At 27.6% G+C, this 23,717-nt stretch carries 24 protein-coding genes; 16 read left to right on the top strand and 8 right to left on the bottom strand.

What is annotated here, in order from left to right; translation table 11 throughout:
- Positions 1–121: 121 nt before the first annotated feature.
- Positions 122–1,099, bottom strand: a complete 978-nt coding sequence (locus ACWUD1_RS04785) for a BTA121 domain-containing protein surface lipoprotein (protein ID WP_472757083.1) — start codon at positions 1,097–1,099, stop codon at positions 122–124.
- A 732-nt stretch (positions 1,100–1,831) separates the two neighbouring features.
- Here ACWUD1_RS04785 and ACWUD1_RS04780 point away from each other — a divergent pair.
- From ACWUD1_RS04780 to ACWUD1_RS04705, 16 genes are all read left to right on the top strand, one after another.
- Positions 1,832–2,059: a hypothetical protein gene (locus ACWUD1_RS04780; RefSeq protein WP_472757082.1), complete on the top strand. Its 228-nt coding sequence runs from the start codon at positions 1,832–1,834 to the stop codon at positions 2,057–2,059.
- Entirely contained in the window at positions 2,053–2,685 is a 633-nt protein-coding gene (locus ACWUD1_RS04775; RefSeq protein ID WP_472757092.1) for a complement regulator-acquiring protein, read from the top strand. Before ACWUD1_RS04780 ends, ACWUD1_RS04775 begins: the two co-directional genes overlap by 7 nt.
- 281 nt (positions 2,686–2,966) lie before the next feature.
- On the top strand, positions 2,967–3,737 hold the full coding sequence (locus tag ACWUD1_RS04770; protein ID WP_472757081.1) for a complement regulator-acquiring protein: 771 nt from the start codon (positions 2,967–2,969) through the stop codon (positions 3,735–3,737).
- 244 nt (positions 3,738–3,981) lie between these two features.
- A complete protein-coding gene (locus ACWUD1_RS04765) occupies positions 3,982–4,815 on the top strand; it encodes a CRASP family complement regulator-acquiring lipoprotein (RefSeq protein WP_472757080.1) in 834 nt (277 codons plus the stop codon).
- Positions 4,816–4,937: 122 nt separating this feature from the next.
- Positions 4,938–5,855: a CRASP family complement regulator-acquiring lipoprotein gene (locus ACWUD1_RS04760; RefSeq protein ID WP_472757079.1), complete on the top strand. Its 918-nt coding sequence runs from the start codon at positions 4,938–4,940 to the stop codon at positions 5,853–5,855.
- Between the two features lie 115 nt (positions 5,856–5,970).
- The gene (locus ACWUD1_RS04755; protein WP_472757078.1) at positions 5,971–6,849 is read left to right on the top strand and encodes a CRASP family complement regulator-acquiring lipoprotein; all 879 of its coding nucleotides are present in this window, start codon (positions 5,971–5,973) and stop codon (positions 6,847–6,849) included.
- 306 nt (positions 6,850–7,155) lie between these two features.
- Positions 7,156–8,034, top strand: coding sequence for a CRASP family complement regulator-acquiring lipoprotein (locus ACWUD1_RS04750; RefSeq protein ID WP_472757077.1), 879 nt, complete (start codon positions 7,156–7,158; stop codon positions 8,032–8,034).
- Positions 8,035–8,320: 286 nt separating this feature from the next.
- A complete protein-coding gene (locus tag ACWUD1_RS04745) occupies positions 8,321–8,458 on the top strand; it encodes a hypothetical protein (protein ID WP_472757076.1) in 138 nt (45 codons plus the stop codon).
- Positions 8,459–8,583: 125 nt separating this feature from the next.
- Positions 8,584–8,865: a hypothetical protein gene (locus ACWUD1_RS04740; RefSeq protein ID WP_472757075.1), complete on the top strand. Its 282-nt coding sequence runs from the start codon at positions 8,584–8,586 to the stop codon at positions 8,863–8,865.
- A 196-nt stretch (positions 8,866–9,061) separates the two neighbouring features.
- Positions 9,062–9,991: a CRASP family complement regulator-acquiring lipoprotein gene (locus tag ACWUD1_RS04735; RefSeq protein WP_472757074.1), complete on the top strand. Its 930-nt coding sequence runs from the start codon at positions 9,062–9,064 to the stop codon at positions 9,989–9,991.
- 419 nt (positions 9,992–10,410) lie between these two features.
- Positions 10,411–11,160, top strand: coding sequence for a complement regulator-acquiring protein (locus ACWUD1_RS04730; protein WP_472757073.1), 750 nt, complete (start codon positions 10,411–10,413; stop codon positions 11,158–11,160).
- A gap of 349 nt (positions 11,161–11,509) precedes the next feature.
- Positions 11,510–12,355 carry a complement regulator-acquiring protein gene (locus ACWUD1_RS04725; RefSeq protein ID WP_472757072.1) on the top strand — a complete coding sequence of 282 codons (846 nt, stop codon included), beginning with the start codon at positions 11,510–11,512 and terminating at the stop codon, positions 12,353–12,355.
- Between the two features lie 325 nt (positions 12,356–12,680).
- The gene (locus ACWUD1_RS04720) at positions 12,681–13,523 is read left to right on the top strand and encodes a complement regulator-acquiring protein (protein ID WP_472757071.1); all 843 of its coding nucleotides are present in this window, start codon (positions 12,681–12,683) and stop codon (positions 13,521–13,523) included.
- Between the two features lie 332 nt (positions 13,524–13,855).
- Complete coding sequence (locus tag ACWUD1_RS04715) at positions 13,856–14,698, top strand: complement regulator-acquiring protein (protein ID WP_472757070.1); 843 nt, start codon at positions 13,856–13,858, stop codon at positions 14,696–14,698.
- Between the two features lie 332 nt (positions 14,699–15,030).
- Positions 15,031–15,888, top strand: a complete 858-nt coding sequence (locus ACWUD1_RS04710) for a complement regulator-acquiring protein (protein ID WP_472757069.1) — start codon at positions 15,031–15,033, stop codon at positions 15,886–15,888.
- 333 nt (positions 15,889–16,221) lie between these two features.
- Positions 16,222–17,139, top strand: a complete 918-nt coding sequence (locus ACWUD1_RS04705) for a complement regulator-acquiring protein (RefSeq protein WP_472757068.1) — start codon at positions 16,222–16,224, stop codon at positions 17,137–17,139.
- A gap of 509 nt (positions 17,140–17,648) precedes the next feature.
- Here ACWUD1_RS04705 and ACWUD1_RS04700 read toward each other — a convergent pair.
- The 7 genes from ACWUD1_RS04700 to ACWUD1_RS04670 form a co-directional block, all read right to left on the bottom strand.
- Complete coding sequence (locus ACWUD1_RS04700) at positions 17,649–18,350, bottom strand: CRASP family complement regulator-acquiring lipoprotein (RefSeq protein ID WP_472757067.1); 702 nt, start codon at positions 18,348–18,350, stop codon at positions 17,649–17,651.
- Positions 18,351–18,862: 512 nt separating this feature from the next.
- On the bottom strand, positions 18,863–19,015 hold the full coding sequence (locus tag ACWUD1_RS04695) for a hypothetical protein (protein WP_472757066.1): 153 nt from the start codon (positions 19,013–19,015) through the stop codon (positions 18,863–18,865).
- Between the two features lie 640 nt (positions 19,016–19,655).
- A complete protein-coding gene (locus tag ACWUD1_RS04690; protein ID WP_472757065.1) occupies positions 19,656–20,588 on the bottom strand; it encodes a CRASP family complement regulator-acquiring lipoprotein in 933 nt (310 codons plus the stop codon).
- A gap of 119 nt (positions 20,589–20,707) precedes the next feature.
- The gene (locus tag ACWUD1_RS04685) at positions 20,708–20,851 is read right to left on the bottom strand and encodes a hypothetical protein (RefSeq protein WP_472757064.1); all 144 of its coding nucleotides are present in this window, start codon (positions 20,849–20,851) and stop codon (positions 20,708–20,710) included.
- A gap of 61 nt (positions 20,852–20,912) precedes the next feature.
- Positions 20,913–21,770 carry a hypothetical protein gene (locus ACWUD1_RS04680; protein ID WP_472757063.1) on the bottom strand — a complete coding sequence of 286 codons (858 nt, stop codon included), beginning with the start codon at positions 21,768–21,770 and terminating at the stop codon, positions 20,913–20,915.
- Between the two features lie 318 nt (positions 21,771–22,088).
- A complete protein-coding gene (locus tag ACWUD1_RS04675; RefSeq protein ID WP_472757062.1) occupies positions 22,089–23,195 on the bottom strand; it encodes a hypothetical protein in 1,107 nt (368 codons plus the stop codon).
- A 261-nt stretch (positions 23,196–23,456) separates the two neighbouring features.
- Positions 23,457–23,639: a hypothetical protein gene (locus tag ACWUD1_RS04670; protein ID WP_472757061.1), complete on the bottom strand. Its 183-nt coding sequence runs from the start codon at positions 23,637–23,639 to the stop codon at positions 23,457–23,459.
- Positions 23,640–23,717: the final 78 nt, after the last annotated feature.

The following is a 23,717-nucleotide window of genomic DNA, read 5'->3' as shown; positions in this document are numbered from 1 at the left end:
CTTCTCAGGGGAGATTACATCTACATTTTACTTTTTTTTATGTATAATACAAATTATATATAAAAAATATATAAATAAAAGCTTACAAAAGATAACATAATAATTAAAGTATGTTACTTAATTATATAACTGTGTACTTAGCATTTGCCTCTTTACTAATTTTGATGAACTTAATTTCAGAATTACGATTTAAAACGGCAAATTCATTACTGGTAAGCTTAACATATAATTGTCCAAGGTCTTCTACTGCGGATTTCAAATACTGATCATACAAATCCTTTTGAAAATTAAATTGCTTTTCCAAGAGCTCTTTATCAATTTCATTTTTTATTCTATCAATAGCATCTTTAGCACGATATAATTGCTTCATAACACCTTTCATCACTCTTAAAACATTTTTAATATTAACAACACCAAAAGTAGGAGAAACTAGTAGTTCATAAAGAACATATTTAGTATACGGATTTACTATTAGTGCAGTATCATCATAGTTATTAATACGAAGTGAAAAGATCAAAAGAGATCTAACAGCTCTTTTTTCATAGCGATCTAAATTAAAAGTATCATATATTGTAGCGGCCCACTTTGCACTTCTTTTAAGTCCTTTTTCAAATACATCCTTTACCTTCACATTCTGTTCTATAATTTTGTTATATATATTGAAAGAATTACTACAAGAAAATTTTAACACTCTTCTATACCAATCAAGATCTACCTCAAACTCTTCAAAAAACTCCCGTTCAGCTACATCTTGTATCTTGCCAATAACTTCATAAGCCTCATCGTGTGCCTTTATAACTAATAAAATGCTTTCAGCAATATTCCTAGTACCTGCTTTGCCAAAGCTATTTAACAACTCAAAAAATTCGTCACTAGTATACATTTTGTAATTATTGCTATATACACTTAGTATACAAGGACTGAAGTGTATGAAGATCTCCTTTAAAAACTTTATAGCCGATCTTTCTTTAATCGTTAGCTCGAAATTTTTATAAAGAATTGAATAACGCTCCTCATCATTTTTCATAGAACTATCTGTAAACAATACACAACTATTTAACAACAGTAACAATAATAACTTAGCCCTATCTACCTTCATACCCAAATTCCTTTTTTACTTCTCATTTCATTATCTTACATATAAATAAGATAATACCTTGATAATTTTTTTAACTTATTAAGTCTACTGCTAGATTTACTGTTTGTACTAATTTTTTGATATTATTTTTTATAAAAACCATGAACAATTATGTAAATTGATCATTAATGAAGCACTTTATTTATAATATATTTGATTATTATATTATAAATAAATATTAAGTTACAATATTAACATCTATGTCTTTAAATATGTAAAAAACCCCTCTGCAAAGGGGACTTTAAAAAAATGTATAAAACATTGTGAGCAAACAATTTTCTTTTTGAAAAATCAAAGTATTCGATAATTAATTATTACTTCAAAATTTATCTATTTCAATTTAAAAAAAGATTTATATAAAAGTTTATGAATTAAATAATTTAAATAAACATTAATATTAAAGTTATTACTATTGCAACTATACGCCAAATATATATCCAATACAGTGTTTATATTATACTTAAAACATTAAAAATCGTCTAATAAAAGGAAAAATAAGATTGACGAAATATAATTTTTTTATTATATTGGTCTTGGTAGCCTTAGTTAAACGCCTATCAATTATAACTATTGCCTTATTTATTGCTTTTACTATCTTGATATTTAAATGAAATGATATATAATATCAAATTATACACAATATAATTTAAAAATGAATTAATATTTGTGAAATTTTCAGGCAAGGAGAATGTTTTGAAAAACTATTGTTTGATCCCATCTTTCCTAATAATTTTTACCATAACCGCTTGCAAATCAGACCTTAGCGAACAAAGAACAAACAGATTTAATAGCATAGAACAAACAGAACGACCACAATCAATACAAAGCGATGATATGACTTTCATACAAATACAGAGCAGATGCAAAAATAATCGAGAAGAATGCAAAGAAAAAATTGAAAAAAAGAAAAACAAATACTGATAGATTCTTTAAAAGAACAAGTCCAAAACACCATAACTTTAATAGAAAGAGATAAAGAAAATATTGAAAAAAATGAACCTGCTGATCAATTTGGCATGAAAAACGGAGTATTTAAAATCATTACAGGTAATCCTAGTAAGAAAGTTTATAATGATCCTGACAGTCAAAGTAATAGAAGGCAATTTTATTCATCTTTAAATTACAATGAAGATAAAATTAGACAATTTGGTATTATTTTCAATCAAATAGCAGCTGATAGTGTGTACAGAGGACAATTGCACATAGATATCGCAAATGCAGGAAGAGCTTATTCTCAATTTTTATTTGAAAGAGTAATAAACAAAATAAAAGAAATTCAAGACAAATTGGATTCTTTACCTCTTAAAGACTTAAGAATAATTAAGATTAAACTTGATGCAATCATTAAACTAAAACTACTATGGAATACTACTGTAGATAATATCATTAAAGATTATGATGATGATAAATACGGAATTAAAACTGATAGCAAAAAATTAATTGAACATCTAAAAGAAAAATACGGTAAAATAATTCAACATAAAATCCCCAAAATCGGAATCATTGCCAGTGATATTAACAAAGCTTTAAAAACACTCATCAAATAACAATTAATATTAATTAATATTAATTGTTATTTTGCATCTCTACTAAAAATCTCTTCTCGCTTAAATCACTAAAATACAATTAAGTACAATTAAAACCCCAAAAACTCATTTAAATCTCATTCCAATACTTAAAAATACAACAAACAATACAATAATAATATTTTTAAATATTATTATAATGGCAATATTTTACAAATATATATGTATAATGGAACATAAGCTTTAAAAGCAAATAATAATCAATAATAATTTATTAAACTTTTAAACTTGAGGAGAATATTTTGAAATCCGCTATTTTTATAATAATATTGGTACTAACTAGTTGCAATTCAGATCTTAGTTTATTTCCAGACACAGGGATAGTAGGTTTGCGTGGATTTCTTGACGGTTTAGAGCCAAAAGCAATAGAATCAATAAGAAAATCCTTAATAAATGAACTTGAGAAAAAAGTCCTTAATATTAAACCTTTATTAGAGCTACACAACAATAGTGCTTGGAATGAAGATATTGATCAATTCGGAATGAAAGGAAATGGTAAGGTTTTTAATGAGCTTGTATCCGCAGAAGGTAGTCAAAAGATCAGTCATGATATCAATAAACCTATCAGAAGAAAATTTTACTTATCATTAGAATATAATGAACAAATAATCAAAGCTTTCGCCACAATTCTTAATAAAATAACAGAAAATCCTTCAAAAGGCAAAAATATGCTTAGAACAATAGCACGTGCAGCAACAACACATGCTGAGTATTACTTTAAAATTGCATATACCCTACTCATCAATAAGAAAGAACAACTGGGATCTTTAAGTTTCAATAATCTAAAATTCCTTAAAGACAATTTTGATCAGCTTGACATGATATACGACAATTGGAAATTAACTATCAAGAATATTATTAATGATTATATGAATAATAAAAATGATATTCAAACCAACAAGACTAAATTAGCATCTTATATAACACGCAACTATAAAAATATATTTGAAATTGGGATTCGAAGAAGCAGGATAAAAACTGGCAATATTTCAAAAATTCTAAAATCACTCTAAAAATACCTTTAAAAGCATCTTGGGATGATTTTTAATCATCATTTAAAAACATATTTAAGCCATATTCTAAAATACTAAAAAATAAAAAATTACCATTTTTAAAATAATATTAAATAATATCGAATAGAAATATAAAATAATTATTAAAAAAGAAGCATAACATATTGATAAAAATATTTAAATAAAGATATAATGTAACACAATAAAAATTATTAAATAAGATTTTTAAAATAAGGAGGATATTTTGAAACAAAAAAAATTTTTTATATTTTTTATTTTAATAAGTAGTGCTTTAATTTCTTGTAGCCAAAATAATAACAATGAAGAGGATGCTAATTCATCACAACAACTCATAGGCACAATAAAAGAGTATCTTAAAGCAGAGGAGCCTGTACTAGACAAGTTAAATAATCCCAACTCTTGGGACGAGTCTGCATTTGATGCTATCTTTATAAGTCCTGACAATGCTGCCGATAATACTAAAGATAAACTATTTGATGTAATTGGGTTTTCTCCTCTTGCAAAATACAGCTCTAATACTACTCCTGTACAAGAAGCTAGAAAAGACATATACCTAGCATTTGAATATGATGCAGAGATGTTGGCTGCTTTTCAAAATATTGTGGGCAAACTTACATACTTTATAAAAAATGATACTAGCATCTATGATGAAGATAAAAATCTTTTTCAGGGAGAACTCCAGAAGACATTAAAAATACTAGCGGAGTATGCTAAAGTTTACTATAAAGGAATATTTAAGGATCTTCAGACAAAACAAAATAAACTTAAAAGCTTATCAACAGGAGATCTAAAAACTCTACAAACTAATTTACAAAATATACGAAATACAAAAGCTGAATTTCGAAAAGTATTTACAGATCTTAAGGATGAATATGATAGTGACAAATCACTTGGAATTGGGAATAAGACTTGGAAAAGTAACAATATCACAGCTAGTGACATAAAAGAATATTTGACAGCCAAACTTGCACCAACTCGAGAAAAAATAAATACAAAATATCTCACTTATTTAGCAAGCTCGGGAACTATTATTAATATCTTAAATAAGATTAAATAAAATAAAAAATAATTCTTAAAAAAGAAATCTAACGCCTTGAGAAAGTGATTTAAATAAAGATACAATATAAATAAGTAAACAATATTAAATAATACTTAAGTTGTATTGATAAGGAGAATATTTTGAAACAAAAAATCTTTATTATGTCTCTCATTCTCATAAACATAATAGGCACCTTTTTGATTTCTTGTGACCAAAATAATAAAAATAATCAGGGGGACGCTACTACAGAGCCCCCTCAAAATGAACAACAACAAAAAGAACAACTCATAAGCACAATAAAAGAATATCTTAAAGCAGAAGAAGAGATATTAACTAAACTAAATAATAACAACCGGAACGATGCTCCATTAGATAATCTCCTGATGAGCCCTGATCGTGCTGCCAATGGTATTAAGAATAAACTATTTGATGTAACTACTTTCAATAACAAATCTATTACACTCTACAACGATGACACTGATGCTGCAAAAAATGCTCGAAGTGAAGTATACCTAGCATTTGAATATGATGCAGATCTGCTAAATGCTCTTCAAAACATGATGAGTAAAATTACAGAGTTCATATCAGAAATAAAAAATAAACAAAATATTCCATCTCAAGCTCAACAGCCACAAGGAACAACAACACAACCCGAGATATCAACTATGAATACAATGCGAAATAATCTAAACAAGGTGTTAAGTGCAATAAGAAGATATGCTCAAAATTATTACATAAAGATATTTAACGCTCTACAAACCAAAAATAATAACCTTAAAAATCTCTCAGTAGCAGATCTAACAATTCTAAGAACCATCTTAAAAAACGCACAAAATACAAAGATAAGCATTAAAAACAAATTTTTGGATCTTAAAGAATCATACGATAAGGATGAATCGGTTAGTACCAATGATGCAAATAAAACATGGAAAAGTAATACTACTGAACTCAATGACATATACAATTACCTAAGCAATCAAGCAGGATATTTTTTAAGTCGAATAGGAACAATAGGTAGCAAAGTCAATGCTACTCAAGCAATCTTAAACAAGATTTAATAAAGATTCAATAAAATTCAATATCTTGATAAAAATATCTAAATAAGGATACAATATAAACGAATAATTAGTATTAAATGATATTAATTATTGATTTATAAAAAGGTAGGAAAGTATGTTGAAACAAAAAATTCTTATTATATATTTTTTTATTTTAGTCAGCATGATTAGCATTGCTTTAATTTCCTGTAGCCACAATAATAAAAATAATCAGGGGGATGCTACTACAGAGCCCTCTCAAAATGAACAACAACAAAAAGAACAACTCATAAGCACAATAAAAGAATATCTTAAAGCAGAGGAGCCTGTACTAAACAAGTTAAATGATCCTAACTCTTGGAACGAGTCTGGACTTGATGATATTTTGATGAGTCCTATTGCCAATAGGAGAAAACTATTTGATGTAGCTAATTTTGACTCGTCTACTACTCCTGCCATACTCTACAGAGATACTAGCAATGATAGGGCAAGAAATGCTCGAAATGAAGTATATCTAGCATTTGAATATGATGCAGATCTGTTAAAGGCTCTTCAAACAATCATGAGCAAAATAATAACTTTTATAGATGTATCTAAAAAAACTTCTAATGCAACGCAAGCATTGGAATTAATGCAGCAAAACATAGAGCAAATGTTAACTGAAATAAGGCAGTATGCTGTAACTTACTACAAAGAAATATTTAAGAATCTTCAGACAAAACAAGATAAGCTTACGCATTTACCAATATCGGAACTAAAAACTTTACAAATCAACTTAAAAGATATACAAAATATAAAGCAATTATTGAAAATTGAACTTTTAAATCTCAAAAAAGATTATGATAATGACAAACCAATCAATCAGGACACAACTAAGACATGGAAGAGCGATACTACTGACGCCCAGGACATACACAGTTATTTAAGAAAAAAAGCATTAGAATATACGCTACAAAAAAGAATATTAACAAATAAAGCCATTAAGATTAAAGAAATCTTAGGGAAGATTCAATAAAATGTATAAAAAATATATAAAATCTACATTAACTATATTAAATATGAGTACATAACTCCAATCAAATAATAAATTAGATAATGACTTTACATAATTGCTACAATTACACATATTTATATACAATTACAAATGAATCAAAAAATAAAATAATAAACATTAATATAAATATTAATTAAAAACCATTCTCAATCAATAAAAATTTAATATCTTGATAAAAAACTTGATAAAAATATCTAAATAAGGATATAATACGATTAAGTAAACAATATTAAATGATACTTAATTTATATTGATAAGGAGAATATTTTGAAACAAAAAATTTTTGTTATAACTATTATTTTAATAAGTATGGTAAATATTATCTTGGTTTCTTGTGACCAAAAAAGTGACACAAAACCTGATGAGCCTTCAACACCTTCAACCGAAGCAGAACAACTAATAGACACAATAACTGGATATCTTCAAGCAGAAGCACCGGTATTAGCCAAATTAAATGATACTGCTCGAGACGATTCTGCTCTTGATGCTATCCTGATGAGCCCCGATAATGCTGCTAATGATACTAAGAACAAAGTGTTTGATGTGGCTAATTTTAAAGCAGAGGCTTCTACTATAGTGCTTTACAGAGCTGCTGCTGCTGATGCAACAATGGCTCGAAAAAACGTATACTTAGCGCTTGAATATGATCCAGCATTGATAACTGCTTTTCAAAACATTGTAAGCAAAATTACAGAGTTTATACGAGTAACAAAAGCTAATTCAGCATCAAAAGCAGATGAACATGGGAAGATGAACCGCCTTCGGGGAAAACTAGAAGTAGCGCTAACTACAATGAGAACTATTGCTTCAAATTACTACACCGTGTTTAATGAGCTTCAGACAAAACAAAATAATCTTGCAAGCTTGTCAATAGAAGATCTAAAAATTTTACAAACCGAGTTAAAAGCTATTCAAGCTAAAAAAGAAACACTTTTACAAGTAGCGAAAGATCTTAAAAACGAATATGACAGTAATGGTCCACTTGGCACAACAGGTAAAAACTGGAAAGATGATACTGTCACAGTTGATGAGGTATCAGACTACCTAAAAACTAAACTAGAGCCAATTGATCAGCTAATAAAAGACAATGCAAATACTAATATTCAAACCTTGAGCAATATTCAAAACATCTTAACCAAGATTTAACAAAATAAAAAAATACTAATCTTAATAAATATTGGATAATATTTTTAAACAGGAGAAGAACATTTTTTTCTTCTCCTATATTTTTTCTATCTTGTTTCCTATATTTTTTTTTAATATTTGATGTAACTAGTCATGTAACCAATCATATTTCTGCTGATGCTACTGTTAATGGCGATACAAATGCTATATTTTACAACGACATCAACGATACTGCAAAGACAGCCAGACGTGAAGTATATTTAGCCTTTGAATATAATCAAAACCTGTTAAATGACCTTCAAAAATTATGAATATATCAAACGTAAAAGACCTAAAAGCTACTATTAGAACCGAATTTTCCAAACTTCAAGCAACATATAATAATGAATCAGTTAGTGCCAGTGATGTAAATAAAACATGGAAAAATAATACTACTGAGGCTTAGCTTTAAACTAATATTCTATCTTGACAAAAAATCTTCTTCAAGATAAAATTTTAATTTAATAACTAAAATTAAATTTATAAGTATAAGCCGTTATTTATTAGTTATATTCAAGACAGGAGAATATTTTGAATCGTGCATTATCTATATCTATCACATTCGCCTTAATAACCTTAACAATCAACTGTAAATCAGATCTTAGTAAGACTAAAGAGTTAGAACAAGCACTAAAAGAAACAGAAAGACTAGTAAAAGAAGCAGAAAATGCAAAAAGAGAAGCAGAAGAGATAACAAGAAGAGCAGAAATTTCAGAAATACAAAAACTCAAAGCAGAGCAAACAATAAAACAAGTAAAAAAAGATTTGAAAGGTATTCAAAATTTAATCCATAAATTTATGAACAATAAATGATGACAATTGATGATAGTTGATATGATTAGTTAATGGTAGTTAATTAATTGACATTAAAATAACGCAAAATAATTTAGTACTATTGATAATAGCATTATTAATAAAGTTTAAGGAGAATATTTTGAAATACAAGTTGTTTATTATTATAATTTGCATAATCCTTAATTGCAAAATAGCTCCTAGTAAAAAATATACAATGTTAGAACAAGCACTAAAAGAAACAGAAAAACTTCTAAAAAAAGCAAAAACAGAACTAAAAAACGCAAAAAAAACGACAAGAATAAAAAAATTGATAATAAAACAAACAACAAAAGATAAACAAATTCTTGAAAAATTAATAGCAAAAAAGAAACAAAAATTAAAGACTATAGAAAAAGCTCAAATGAGCATTCAAATAAAAGAGGAACTCAAGTCACAATTCATAAATAGCGCAACACAATCATTGCTAGACAACCACTCTAATCCCAATTGGTTAGAAAGTCATAATCAATTTGAAATGCATGATAATCTTAACCATAACAAAACATTTGATGTAGTTTGCAACAATGAACAATACAGCGCCCATAATAACAAGCATCTAAGAAGAAAATTCTACTTAACATTTGAATATAAAGCAAACAACATCAAAAATTTTGGATACATTCTCAATAAATTAGCAAAAGTTACCACCCAACCTATGCCATTAATAGATAACACAATAATCACCTCTCAAGAAAAAGAGCAAGAGAAAATCAACCAAGCAAAAAAAGACAAATATAAAGCCTGGCTGACAGATGTTGTAAACACAATGATTAATCACTCTGAGCTCTATTTTGAAGTTGGAATTAAGACTCTATTCAATCAAAAGAACAATATTTTTAATTTACCTCTTGAAAAACTAGAGGAACTTCAAAAAAAATTGATAAAGCTTAAAGGAGAAAGAACAACTATTAAAGAACGTATAGATAAAATTCAAACAGACTTTAATAATGATGTGGACAAAATCCGAACCGGTGACATCGCACAATTAGAGACGTATTTATTCAATACCTCTATTTTCAAAGAGACGTTGCGGGGAGCATTTAGCGCTACTAAAGGACTAGTTGATGAAATTAAACAAATCTTAGATCTAGATAAAAACCCCTAAATAAATAATTAACACCTATGCTCCACCTGCATAAAATCACACTTAAAATAGTGTTTAAAATTATCTTTAAATCCAATTTTTATCTTTGTATTTTTATTTTTTATGACCTATTGATTTTTTAAAGTTACAATATTGCTAATTTAACCTTTAAAGTAAAAGCGCTATACGTTTTCAACAACTTTAATAACTCTATAAGGAGCATGGGGTATAATTTTTTGCTCCTTTTTTTCAAAATTCAAATTAATTCAAAATTGCGTCACAAAACTTCATTGCACAACCTTATAAAAATACAAACATCTTCCCTACAAACCCATAATTATTGTCATATCTTTTATTAAAAAAGATATTTATCTTGCTTTTTAGAGTAAAACTAATATAATGTTAATTAGGAATTGCTTTCTAAAAACAAGGAGAATATTTTGAAGTACGTTTTTAGTGTCTCACTTAAGTTAATTTTGCCATTATTAGCCTTGATTACTTGCAATACAAACTCTGATAATAAACCAAATATTTCTTCAAAAGATGCGGCCATAATCCGTGAACTAACAATGGCAATAAATACTGCCAACGCAAAAGAAAAACTAGCACAAACAATAATAAATAAATCTGAAGCTACCCTTATTTTAGCAAATACACAGCAAAAAGCCATGACTAATGCAATACCACAAACAACCATCATAGATTCAAACAAAATAAAGCTATTTAATGCATCTTTAAACCATAATTCAAAACGACTACAATGGATAATATCAATTCTTGAACAAATCAAATCTACAAATACTAAACAAGGCAACGAAATATGTACAACAATTACACAAGCAGGAATAGAATACATTCAAAAGCCATTTAAAGAACTAATAAACAAAATAAATAACGAAAAAGATAAATTACTTCTTTTAAATCATAAACAATTAGAAGATATCTTAAATAATCTAAATACAATAAAAAACTTAAGAAATACTTGGATAACATTTATAGACAAGATAATCAACGATTACAACAATAATACAGATATTAGAATGAATAAAATAAAATTAATCGAACACCTAAATACTCAATACAAAACAATACAAGATGGAGTTCATAGTCTCAAAGATGTGGTCATGCGGACTAAAAAAATTTTAAAGACAATGAAATATAGATTTTATATTAAAAAGCATATTCATTAAATTTTAACTTAAAGTACTTTCGTACTTTAAGTTAACAAGATTCTCCTAATTTAAAAAATTGAGATCTCATTCAAAAATAATTACTTCGAACAAGCTCAAATATTCCCAAAAGGCCAAAAAGCCTTTTGGCATATATAAAGCAACACGTAAAACAATATAATAAACTACACAAAATAAAAAACAATCAGAATTTGCACAATTAGAATTTTTCAATGTTTTTTATACATTACTCAGAATCAACTTGACATTTAAACTAAATAGATATATTCTTATTTAAGAATGATTATTGTTTAATATCATTATTTGATAATAATCAATAATAAATTAACTTCAAAAAAGGAGAATAATTATGAGATATAATATTCCAAACAAAATTTTTACTATTTTTACTTTAATAGGCGTTTTTACACTTGCAAGCTGTGATTTGAATCATCGCGCAGCCAAAACCCCAAAAGCAGCAAGTGATGCACCAACTACAATAACAAGTCCAACTACACTTGAAAATGCAGCAGATGATGCAGCTGTTGACAATCAAGTTCTAGCAAAGCTTCCTGGGGGTGCTGGTGTAGTGCCAAATTCAGCAGATATAACAAAAGAACTTGAAGACAAAATAAATAAAGAAAAAGAGTCAGTAAAGAACAAAACAGATGAAAAGAGTACTCAACATGACTTAAAAACTAAGTTATTTGACAAAATAAAAGACACAGATGCCAAATTTTACAGTGATGTCACTAAATCATCTATAAGAAAAAATTTATATGCTTCCTTGTCTGAGGGTAAAGAAACAATTACAAAATTTGGGGGAATTGCTGCTCAAATATTCGAAGAAGAAAATAAAACACAAGGTACGCTAGCCAAAACTTTAATAGACACAGGTCACACAATTCAAGAAACACTTGATAAAGCAATAACAGCAGTAGAGGCAAAAAAAGATAAATTTAAAGATTTAAATCTTGAAGCTCTAACAAAACTTAATGATGATATGAATAAACTCTTTACATTAAAGAATAGTTGGACAACTTTCATAGCTAATCTTATTAAAGCTCATGATGCTGATACAGGTGAAATTAAAACTAATGCTCTAAAGCTAATAACACACACACAAACAGAATATGACACTAATATTAAAACTACATATACTACTCTTAAAGCTACAAGTGATGCTCTTAAAACCAAATTAGATGCTGTAAAATAAAAACATAAATCTAATTTAATTATTAAACCTAGAAGAGAAGATTATCTTCTCTTCTTTTTTTGTGTTTTTTATGTTTATTGTCTTATTGTTTTGCTATTACCAAAATTTAGTTTAAAAAACTAAAACCAATATTCAAGGCACATTACATTCCTTAAAGCTTTTTAAAGTCTCAGTATAAAAAAATATTATATTTTTTGTATTTTTTCTTAAATTATATTGGTTTTTAAATTATATGCTATACAATATTATATAAGAATGATTATTATTTAGTATCGTTACTTTATAATAATCAATAATAAATTAACTTCAAAAAAGGAGAATAATTATGAGATATAATATTCCAAACAAAATTTTTACTACTTTTACTTTAATAGGCGTTTTTACACTTGCAAGCTGTGATCTGAATCATCGCGCAGCCAAAACCCCAAAAAAAGCAAGTGATGCACCAACTACAATAACAAGTCCAACTACACTTGAAAATGCAGCAGATGATGCAGCTGTTGACAATCAAGTTCTAGCAAAACTTCCTGAAGATGCTGCTGTACGCAAACCAGAAGATATAACAAAAGAACTTGAAGACAAAATAAATAAAGAAAAAGACTCAGTAAAGAACAAAACAGATGAAAAGAGTACTCAACATGACTTAAAAACTAAGTTATTTGATAAAATAAAAGACACAGATACCAAATTTTACAGTGATGTCACTAAATTACCTATAAGAAAAAATTTATATGCTTCCTTGTCTGAGGGTAAAGAAACAATTACAAAATTTGGGGGAATTGCTGCTCAAATATTCGACGAAGAAAATAAAACACAAGGTACGCTAGCCAAAACTTTAATAGACACAGGTCACACAATTCAAGAAACACTTGATAAAGCAATAACAGCAGTAGAGGCAAAAAAAGATAAACTTAATACTTTAAGCAATGAGACTTTAGAAACACTTCTCACTAATGTTTTAGTACTAATTGATTCAAAAAAGAATTGGACAAGTTTCGTAGCTAATCTTATTACAGCTCATGGTGCTGATACAGGTGAAATTAAAACTAATGCTCTAAAGCTAATAACACACGTAAATACACAATATAATACTGAGGTTAAACCTAAATACGGTGTTATTGAGCATACAAGTGATGCTATTACAAAAACCTTGGATACTCTAAAATAAAAACATAAATCTAAAATCTAATTTAATTATTAAACCTAGAAGAGAAGATTATCTTCTCTTCTTTTTTTGTGTTTTTTATGTTTATTGTCTTATTGTTTTGCTATTACCAAAATTTAGTTTAAAAAACTAAAACCAATATTCAAGGCACATTACATTCCTTAAAGCTTTTTAAAGTCTCAGTATAAAAAAATATTATATTTTTTGTATTTTTTCTTAAATTATATTGGTTTTTAAATTATATGCTATACAATATTATATAAGAATGATTATTATTTAGTATCGTTACTTTATAATAATCAATAATAAATTAACTTCAAAAAAGGAGAATAATTATGAGATATAATATTCCAAACAAAATTTTTACTATTTTTACTTTAATAGGCGTTTTTACACTTGCAAGCTGTGATTTGAATCATCGCGCAGCCAAAACCCCAAAAGCAGCAAGTGATGCACCAACTACAATAACAAGTCCAACTACACTTGAAAATGCAGCAGATGATGCAGCTGTTGACAATCAAGTTCTAGCAAAACTTCCTGAAGATGCTGCTGTACGCAAACCAGAAGATATAACAAAAGAACTTGAAGACAAAATAAATAAAGAAAAAGACTCAGTAAAGAACAAAACAGATGAAAAGAGTACTCAACATGACTTAAAAACTAAGTTATTTGATAAAATAAAAGACACAGATACCAAATTTTACAGTGATGTCACTAAATCATCTATAAGAAAAAATTTATATGCTTCCTTGTCTGAGGGTAAAGAAACAATTACAAAATTTGGGGGAATTGCTGCTCAAATATTCGAAGAAGAAGATAAAACAAAAGGTACGCTAGCTAAAACTTTAATAGACACAGGTCACACAATTCAAGAAACACTTGATAAAGCAATAACAGCAGTAGAGGCAAAAAAAGATAAACTTAATACTTTAAGCAATGAGACTTTAGAAACACTTCTCACTAATGTTTTAGTACTAATTGATTCAAAAAAGAATTGGACAAGTTTCGTAGCTAATCTTATTACAGCTCATGGTGCTGATACAGGTGAAATTAAAACTAATGCTGTAAAGCTAATAACACACACACAAACAGAATATAATACTGAGGTTAAACCTAAATACGGTGTTATTAAGCATACAAGTGATGCTATTACAAAAACCTTGGATACTCTAAAATAAAAACATAAATCTAAAATCTAATTTAATTATTAAACCTAGAAGAGAAGATTATCTTCTCTTCTTTTTTTGTGTTTTTTATGTTTATTGTCTTATTGTTTTGCTATTACCAAAATTTAGTTTAAAAAACTAAAATCAGTATTCAAGGCACATTACATTCCTTAAAGCTTTTTAAAGTCTCAGTATAAAAAAATATCATATTTTTTGTATTTTTTCTTAAATTATATTGGTTTTTAAATTATATGATATACAATATTATATAAGAATGATTATTATTTAGTATCGTTATTTGATAATAATCAATAATAAATTAACTTTAAAAAAGGAGAATAATTATGAGATATAATATTCCAAACAAAATTTTTACTACTTTTACTTTAATAGGCGTTTTTACACTTGCAAGCTGTGATTTGAATCATCGCGCAGCCAAAACCCCAGAAAAAGCAAGTGATGCACCAACTACAATAACAAATCCAACTACACTTGAAAACACAGCAGAATATGCAGCAGATGATCCAGCTGTTGACAATCAAGCTCTAGCAAAACTTCCTGAAGATGCTGGTGCAGTACGAAAGCCAGAAGATATAACAAAAGAACTTGAAGACAAAATAAATAAAGAAAAAGACTCAGTAAAGAACAAAACAGATGAAAAGAGTACTCAACATGACTTAAAAACTAAGTTATTTGACAAAATAAAAGACACAGATACCAAATTTTACAGTGATGCCACTAAATCATCTATAAGAAAAAATTTATATGCTTCCTTGTCTGAGGGTAAAGAAACAATTACAAAATTTGGGGGAATTGCTGCTCAAATATTCGACGAAGAAAATAAAGCAAAAGGTACGCTAGCCAAAACTTTAATAGACACAGGTCACACAATTCAAGAAACACTTGATAAAGCAATAACAGCAGTAGAGGCAAAAAAAGATAAACTTAATACTTTAAGCAATGAGACTTTAGAAACACTTCTCACTAATGTTTTAGTACTAATTGACTCAAAAAAGAATTGGACAAGTTTCGTAGCTAATCTTATTACAGCTCATGGTGCTGATACAGGTGAAATTAAAACTAATGCTGGAAAGCTAATAACACACACACAAACAGAATATAATACTGAGGTTAAACCTAAGTACGATGTTATTAAGCATACAAGTGATGCTATTACAAAAACCTTGGATACTCTAAAATAAAAACATAAATCTAAAATCTAATTTAATTATTAAACCTAGAAGAGAAGATTATCTTCTCTTCTTTTTTTGTGTTTTTTATGTTTATTGTCTTATTGTTTTGCTATTACCAAAACTTGGTTTAAAAAACTAAAATCAGTATTCAAGGCACATTACATTCCTTAAAGCTTTTTAAAGTCTCAGTATAAAAAAATATTATATTTTTTTTGTATTTTTCTTAAATTATATTGGTTTTTAAATTATATGATATATAATACTATATAAGAATGATTATTGTTTAATATCATTGTTTGATAATAATCAATAATAAATTAATTTTAAGGAAAGAAAATAATTATGAGACATAATATTCCAAACAAGATTTTTACTACTTTTACTTTAATAAGCCTTTTTACAGTTGCAAGCTGTGATCTTAATAATCGCGCAGCCAAAACCCCAGAAAAAGCAAGTGATGCACCAACTACAATAACAAATCCAACTACATTTGAAAACACAGCAGAATATGCAGCAGATGATGCAGCTCTTTATGATTACATTATTCAAGACTCAAAAGAAGATGCAATAAAAAACGTGAAAGCACAACCTGTCAAAGGTAAAGCAAATGATAACATAAAAGAAGCAGCACAAGAAGATAAGGAAAAAGAAAAATTAATAGCTCAGATTAAACAAAAAGCTCAAGATGGTATGACTTTAATCAATCAATACAGTAATAATGTTGAAGATGGAGAGCAATACGGAATGAAATGGACAGCATTCAAATTTACAATCAATTCAAGCAATGGCAAAACAATAAATTCTGACATTAATACACAAACAAGAAAGTACCTATATTCATCTTTAAAATGGGACGAAAGCAAAATCAACAAACTTGGTACAATTCTTAATCAGATATCACACAATGATCATAATAAAACAAAATTGACATCAACAATCATAACAGCAGGGACAATTCTTCAACATAAATTTGAAGCTACAATTAAGAAAGTCAATGACAAAAAAGACAATCTTAAATCCTTAACGCTTGATGAATTAAAGACAATTAAAAATAATCTTGATACAACTTCTAACTTACAAAAAAAGTGGAATGATACTATCACTAAACTCATTACTGAATATGATGGCGATACTAAGGATATAAAAAATAATGCTCAAGAATTGATAAGTTACGTAAACCTTCAACATGGAACAATATTTAGAACTGATATTCTTGAAATTACAGGAATATCTCAAAAAATTACAGGCATTTTAAAATAAGAATTTTAAAATAAAAATTAAAAATCAAGAATTTACACGATAAATTCAAGCCTTAGGAAGGAGTATTGACATATTCCTTCCTTTTTTGCCTTTTTATACATCTTTACACAATTCTATACAAAATAAATTTTAACTTAAGTGCTAAAATCTAAGGAATGCTTATAAAAAATACCACAATTAATATCACTATTGAGTTTTCAAATTCATGCAACATGTTATATAATACAATATTGTGCATTAGTTAATAATAAATACTCTTGTGTGAATACAATGATTTTAAGTAAGGCAAATGAAAAAACATAAATTCCAAGAGTAGACAATCATTTAAAAGTTAAGAAAATTTTTTATCAATATTTTAAAAAGGTAAAAACCTTACACAAAGATAGCTTAAATCTTAAGGAGAGACAGACTAACTTTTCCCCTTAAGATTTATTTATAAAAATAAAAATAATTCAAAGACTATGAACTCAAACAGCAACAAACTATATAACCATTACATAAATCATTCGTCACATTTGAACCAAGTCTTCAATTAAGAATTCTACCCTTTTCATAGAATCGAATGCAACCTTAATAACCCCATCTTCATCAAGAGACTCTTTCAATATATTCAACATATCTGGCTTATCTGAGATCTTTGATTCCAATAATTTTATCTGTTCTTGCACAATCGACATAACATCTTTTCTTTTTTGAATAAACTCATCAAAACGAGCAATAATTTCATTAATAGTCTCAAGGCTAGCACCAGCCTCAAGCTTAGCTAAATTTGTATCATCCAAATGATGTTCTACGGTTGTATAAGCTGCATCTGTAATATCATATAAAAAATACATCAGGGATTTAATAGCACTCATATCTTCCGTATCTTTTACATCTGCATTTTTATTAGGAACACCTAAATCTAACTCATTTGTTATTGTTTCTAATTGTTTAATAACTTCTAAGTTATACCCCAAACTTGCATATACATTTTCCTGTACATAAGAACTACCAAAGTATGATGAAAAGTCTTGAAAAGGAATTTTAAATGAATGCTGACTTTTTATAAATGCAAATTTTGATTTTTCAAGTTCCCCTTTATACACATTTATTTTGCTTACCAATTTATCGTAAGCCTTTTCTACTGATACTCGATCTCCTTTTTTCTCACAAGCCATCACGCTTATAGAAAATAAAACACAAAATATTATACAAACTTTTTTACCCATATTTCTCCTTTTTTTTTAAAATCAAAAAAACTAATAAACTCATTATATATTATATATATATTTTAATGATAATAATCATTAAGCTTAATTATCTTAAATCTTGGATATTACCAATATATTATTATATATATCTTATATTTAACATTTGCTGTTAATTTTTTTATAAAAATAATAATATTTATAAGTTTTTTTACTATACAAATAATAATTAATCTTATATAATACATAATACATTATAATACTTATTATATATAATAGTATAATACATAACCTTGAAAAGGTTAAAATTTTTGTTTCGTCCATTTACAACAAAAATTATTTAAATATCAGTTTAATTACTTAAGCTGATGGTGGTGGCTTAACCTTTTTCTAAATTTTTATCACAACATGTTTATATATTTTTTATTACCTCTTGGATATGTACAATTAATCTGCATAATAAAGACTCCTTTGATTTAAGAAATCAAAATCACAAATCTTGGTTCATTTTTTATTTTCTCGTTTTTTATTTTTTATTCCGTGTATTGCCTATCGCTTTCTTTAATTTGATAAGTTGCATTATCACTATAAGAATTGCTATAAGAATTAAACCCTGATGATGGACATTTCATTATTAAAAATCCCACTAAAAGTACTAAAAATACATACACACATACTTTTATCATAAAAAAACTCCTCATTTCATTAATATCTTAAGTGAAAACAAATTTGAACTTATAAAATTAAGCCACCACCTGATCCAGACCATTATCTTATAAGAAAAGATACCGATATTATCATTAACAACCTTCATCTTACACTCAACTACTCAACATCTTACAAACAAACATTTAACAAATGTGCATTACTCAAAATATTGATTATCAATATAATTTACAATACATCTTTATATTTATTATAATATATGAATTATTATTATTCATAATTAATATGAATAATAATTAAAACTTTTATATATTTGTTATATATATTTAACATAATACTTAGGAATAATAAAAACCAGCCTACGCCTTTAAATGAAATTTTAAAATACGTAAACTGAATCAGGTGGTGGCTTAACCTGTAATGTTTATTATACTTAAATAGTAAAAGATTTGCAACTGAATCGTAATTAATATCAATATTAAATTAGTTTTAAATTAATAATTTAATTTAAACGGTCTAATATAAAATGCTTTAATATATTTTTAATTAATACCCCTCTCTTTGATTTCTCCTGACTTCTTATACCATACTTCTACAAATTATTATTTAAGCAAGGGGTTAATTAAGGGAATTAATATATAAATAACATTTATTTTTGGATCAAAGGGATCCTTTTTCTAGAATTTCTTTTTCAGGATCCCAAATCGCGTCCAAATCTTCTATTACTGATTTTGAATCAGATTTCTTTCGCTGTCCTGATTTGCTATTAGCACTATTAAAATCATCAATATAACCTTTGATTTTACCTTGAATGGCCTGTAAACTATCACCATCCTTATCAATTTTCTTGTAAATTATCCCTTCTTTATCAACAATCGATCTTACTGCACCTCTAATTTTCGTAATCTCTCCTAAAGGAACAATAGCACTTATTTGATTCTTAATTAGTTCCATTATATGCTTCTTTTGCTTCAAGAACTTATCTAACTCAAACTTAATAGAACTAATTATTCTTAAGTTATTACTTCGCTTAAGCTTATCTAAATTATTACTGCTTAAAATCTGACCATCCTCTTCTACAATATCACCAATATAAATACAACTATCTCTTAATGTTACCAATAAGTCTTCAGCAATTGCTTTATCATCATGCGTGTTAGTGGCCTCTAATTTCTTTATAACTTGCCTAAAGTTACCAATATACATAACATCATACTCTAAAGCAGCATAAACGGCATTCTTCGAATAAAAATCATTATTTGGAAAACATTTCCTAAAACCATAAAACATATCATTAAATACACCCTGATTAAATCCTTCAGGTTTGGCAACAGACGACTTGAGTAGTTTTAAATTTTCAAGTAATGCTTCATAAGGTGTAAGTAGCGTCGATAAATCATCTTGATATGTTGTCTCAAATTGCTGCTGGTGAGATATAACTAAGCTATCTGCATTTAAGTTAGTTATATGATCATTGTTGGCTAATCTGACATTAATGGCATCATTATCAAAAGATCGTCTATCTGCTACACAGCCTAGAATTATCAATGCCAAAATACTAAATATAAATATTAGCCCACATATTCTTATCATAATATTCTCCTTACCCTTATATTATCTCTCACATTTTTAAAATAAACGGCAAATATTAATTTTGTATTAATCTATGCAAAAATCTACAGCGGTATAAATACAGACATAAATCTTAAATACTAAGTATAGTATATAACAACATTACTCCAATTAATAGCTCCCTTACTAATTTTAGTTTTTATTATAGAAAAAAGACAGCTTACGTCTTTAACTGACGTTTTAAAGCACGCAAGCTGCTCAGGTGGTGGCTTAACCTGTAACATTCATTATACTTAAATAACATCAAATCTGCAATTGAATTTACTGCACATATTAATTCACATATTAATTGATTAATTTATTAACTTGACCCCTAATTAAATTTCTCCAACCTTGCAACCCTAAACTGATTCCAGTTGTAGAAAAGATCATCTTGTAAATACTTGCATCCTTTAAACGTATCCTATCAAGATGCAAAAACAACATTTGAACATTAGCATTTTGTTTTGACTCTATTGCCGCCAGTCCCGCTGAAGTTTGTAACAACACACCAATTCTCAATAATAAATTATTACGTTTCAACAACACATTATCTAACATACTTTTAAGTTCATTAATCCCTTCTACATCTTCGCTGGCTTTAATTTTAGCTAAATTATCCTTATTTAAAAGCCCATCTTCACCATCTACCACTTCCACTATATATTCCACACTGTACTTTAAATTATTCAATATATCAGCAGCAATAAGCCAATGCACAGAAGACTTCCCAAAGCTTGCTAAAAGCTTTATCACATCCATTAAATGCCGCAAATTAGTAACGTTTCCCTTTAAGCTAATATAAATTTTATCCTTATCTTTCTTAAGAACACTTTCATTCTCACTCGTAAGATTAAATTTAGGATTGACCCAAACCTGAAATATATCATTAAATTCAGACTCATCAAACTCCCCAAGTGTAAACTCTAATGAACTCCTAAGATTAGAAATGCTATCTAGCAATTCATGATAAACCTCATCAGATAATGATTTACTTTTTTGCTCCCCATCTTTTACTCTCCTTTCTTTAATCTTTTTTGATGAAGTATAATAGCTTCTCCTTTTTTTATCAAAATCAGCATCTCTTTCCCTCAAATTATGCTGACACCCCAAACTCAAGCCTAAGAAAACTAAAATATACATTGCCACAAACATACTTTTCATTAAATCAACTCCTATTGTTTAACTTACCGTACACTATTGCACCGTAAACAACACATTAAATATGAATATATAATATGCAATATAGTTTTTATTTGAAAGTATTAATTATACTATTAATTATTAAATTGATCAATTAATATAATTGGTTAATTTTTACTAAGTTCAAGTCATAAGTGCTTAAAATAAAAACTTTTTAAAAACCATTTATTTGTATTCAATATATATTCTAAAATTTAAACATAAACAGCTTGCAAGTCTTTTGCAAGCTGTTTTAAGAATAAACATTTAATCAAAATGAATCAATATTTATTGCAAATCTTATTTGCCTGTCTCTGAACTAACCGAAGGCGCCGGTACATCCGGTACTGGCGGAGCAACCTTTGGTTTTTTTTCAGACACTTCTTTTGCTTTCTCATATATTGTCTTTTGCAAAAAAGACATGTGCTTCTTACGCTCAGAATCTGATAAGTTTTTATAACTCTTGTCTGATGCTCCATAAACTTTCATACTTAATTCTTCATTTCTTTCTATTAGCTTATGAATTTTCTGTTCAATTTGGTTCACCTTGTCAAGATTCTCTTCATGCTTATCTTCAAGCTCCTTAATATCTTCTGCTATCTCTGCTAACGCTTGAGTAACATGGCTTGATGCTGCTTCACGAAGCGTAAGCATCTGATCAAGCAGCTCTCTAAGATCTTTTACGCCTTGCAAATCACCACTTTCCTGAATTTTTTTCAATTCAAAATCACACAAATAATCTTTATTTCCAACAATATAATCAGTATAAGTTGCAATATTGCGTATAGCCACCATTATAAGCGAAATACCATGCTCTCTTTTTGCCTTATTACCTAAAAATTGACCCCCCAGGGGGTTCTCCCTTTGACTATACTTATCCATTTTTATAAAGTTTTCAACAGCATTAATATTACGCTTAAGACCTCTATAAAAATTGTCTCTGTCAGACTCCGATTTAAGGTACTGATGGTTTTCGGAAGCCTTGATAGTTTGTGCTTCTTTCTTTTCAAAATCAATCTGAAGATCAAAATTCACCCTCTTTGAATTAAAATCATCGTCTGTAAAATTATATGACTCTTTAAGCGCAACCATACTGTTTAATAACGCTTGATAAGCTTCGTTAAAATCCTGCTGGGCTTGTACTTCTTCTGGTTTTGGCTCTTTTTTTTGGTATTGTAGTGTTTGATCTACTGTTTTGATGCCACTACCTCCTAAGCTGCCACCACTAACAAAACCATTTCCATTATCAACATGACTAACAACACTTCTCTCATTCCTTGTGTCACCTTTTTTAGTATTGCTAGGATTTGCTTGAACATTTCTATCTGGCTTACAGCCAAAAATTACCATACTTAAAAGACCAAACATACATGTTTGCATAAATATCCTTTTAATTAAATCAACCATTAATATTCTCCTTTTCTACGCCTATTTTAACTAGACATTCTCTTTAATATTACATAAAAATACAAAGATGTAAATTCATTATTAGATGTATTATTAATCAATAATAATTATTATATAATATAATAATTATTATTTACAGTTAAAAAGCTTCATATATTACACTTAATAGCCCATTAAGCAACTTATCAGAAGTATAAAAAAGCAGAACTTAAATTAAGCTCTGTTTAATTGATCATTAACTACTTTTTCGCACTCTTATCGTTAATCACTATTAGACACAAACGGTCCCAATAATTCATCATATTTTTGAACTGATGTAAACAGTGTCCCATTTTGACTGATTATTCCCAAACACTTCATATATTCTATTTGATCTGATTGATTAATTGCTTTTCCTTTACAAGGCAAAAAACCTATCACAAACAAAATATACAATACACTCATTGAAAATAACATCATGCTAATTCTTAGCTTACAATAATGCTCAAAACCATACAATAATTAACATTTTTTAATATTAAC

Source organism: Borrelia tillae, from assembly GCF_055693965.1.
The sequence above is the reverse complement of the archived record's forward strand: the minus strand, read 5'-3'. Positions and strand labels throughout refer to the sequence as shown.

Coding starts and splice junctions, on each gene's coding strand:
- ACWUD1_RS04725 (WP_472757072.1), top strand. CDS start 11,510: ATGAGATATAATATTCCAAACAAAATTTTTACTATTTTTACTTTAATA.
- ACWUD1_RS04705 (WP_472757068.1), top strand. CDS start 16,222: ATGAGACATAATATTCCAAACAAGATTTTTACTACTTTTACTTTAATA.
- ACWUD1_RS04735 (WP_472757074.1), top strand. CDS start 9,062: ATGTTAGAACAAGCACTAAAAGAAACAGAAAAACTTCTAAAAAAAGCA.
- ACWUD1_RS04675 (WP_472757062.1), bottom strand. CDS start 23,195: ATGGTTGATTTAATTAAAAGGATATTTATGCAAACATGTATGTTTGGT.
- ACWUD1_RS04715 (WP_472757070.1), top strand. CDS start 13,856: ATGAGATATAATATTCCAAACAAAATTTTTACTATTTTTACTTTAATA.
- ACWUD1_RS04690 (WP_472757065.1), bottom strand. CDS start 20,588: ATGATAAGAATATGTGGGCTAATATTTATATTTAGTATTTTGGCATTG.
- ACWUD1_RS04680 (WP_472757063.1), bottom strand. CDS start 21,770: ATGAAAAGTATGTTTGTGGCAATGTATATTTTAGTTTTCTTAGGCTTG.
- ACWUD1_RS04710 (WP_472757069.1), top strand. CDS start 15,031: ATGAGATATAATATTCCAAACAAAATTTTTACTACTTTTACTTTAATA.
- ACWUD1_RS04745 (WP_472757076.1), top strand. CDS start 8,321: ATGAATATATCAAACGTAAAAGACCTAAAAGCTACTATTAGAACCGAA.
- ACWUD1_RS04720 (WP_472757071.1), top strand. CDS start 12,681: ATGAGATATAATATTCCAAACAAAATTTTTACTACTTTTACTTTAATA.
- ACWUD1_RS04685 (WP_472757064.1), bottom strand. CDS start 20,851: ATGTTACAGGTTAAGCCACCACCTGAGCAGCTTGCGTGCTTTAAAACG.
- ACWUD1_RS04670 (WP_472757061.1), bottom strand. CDS start 23,639: ATGAGTGTATTGTATATTTTGTTTGTGATAGGTTTTTTGCCTTGTAAA.
- ACWUD1_RS04755 (WP_472757078.1), top strand. CDS start 5,971: ATGTTGAAACAAAAAATTCTTATTATATATTTTTTTATTTTAGTCAGC.
- ACWUD1_RS04695 (WP_472757066.1), bottom strand. CDS start 19,015: ATGATAAAAGTATGTGTGTATGTATTTTTAGTACTTTTAGTGGGATTT.
- ACWUD1_RS04785 (WP_472757083.1), bottom strand. CDS start 1,099: ATGAAGGTAGATAGGGCTAAGTTATTATTGTTACTGTTGTTAAATAGT.
- ACWUD1_RS04700 (WP_472757067.1), bottom strand. CDS start 18,350: ATGGGTAAAAAAGTTTGTATAATATTTTGTGTTTTATTTTCTATAAGC.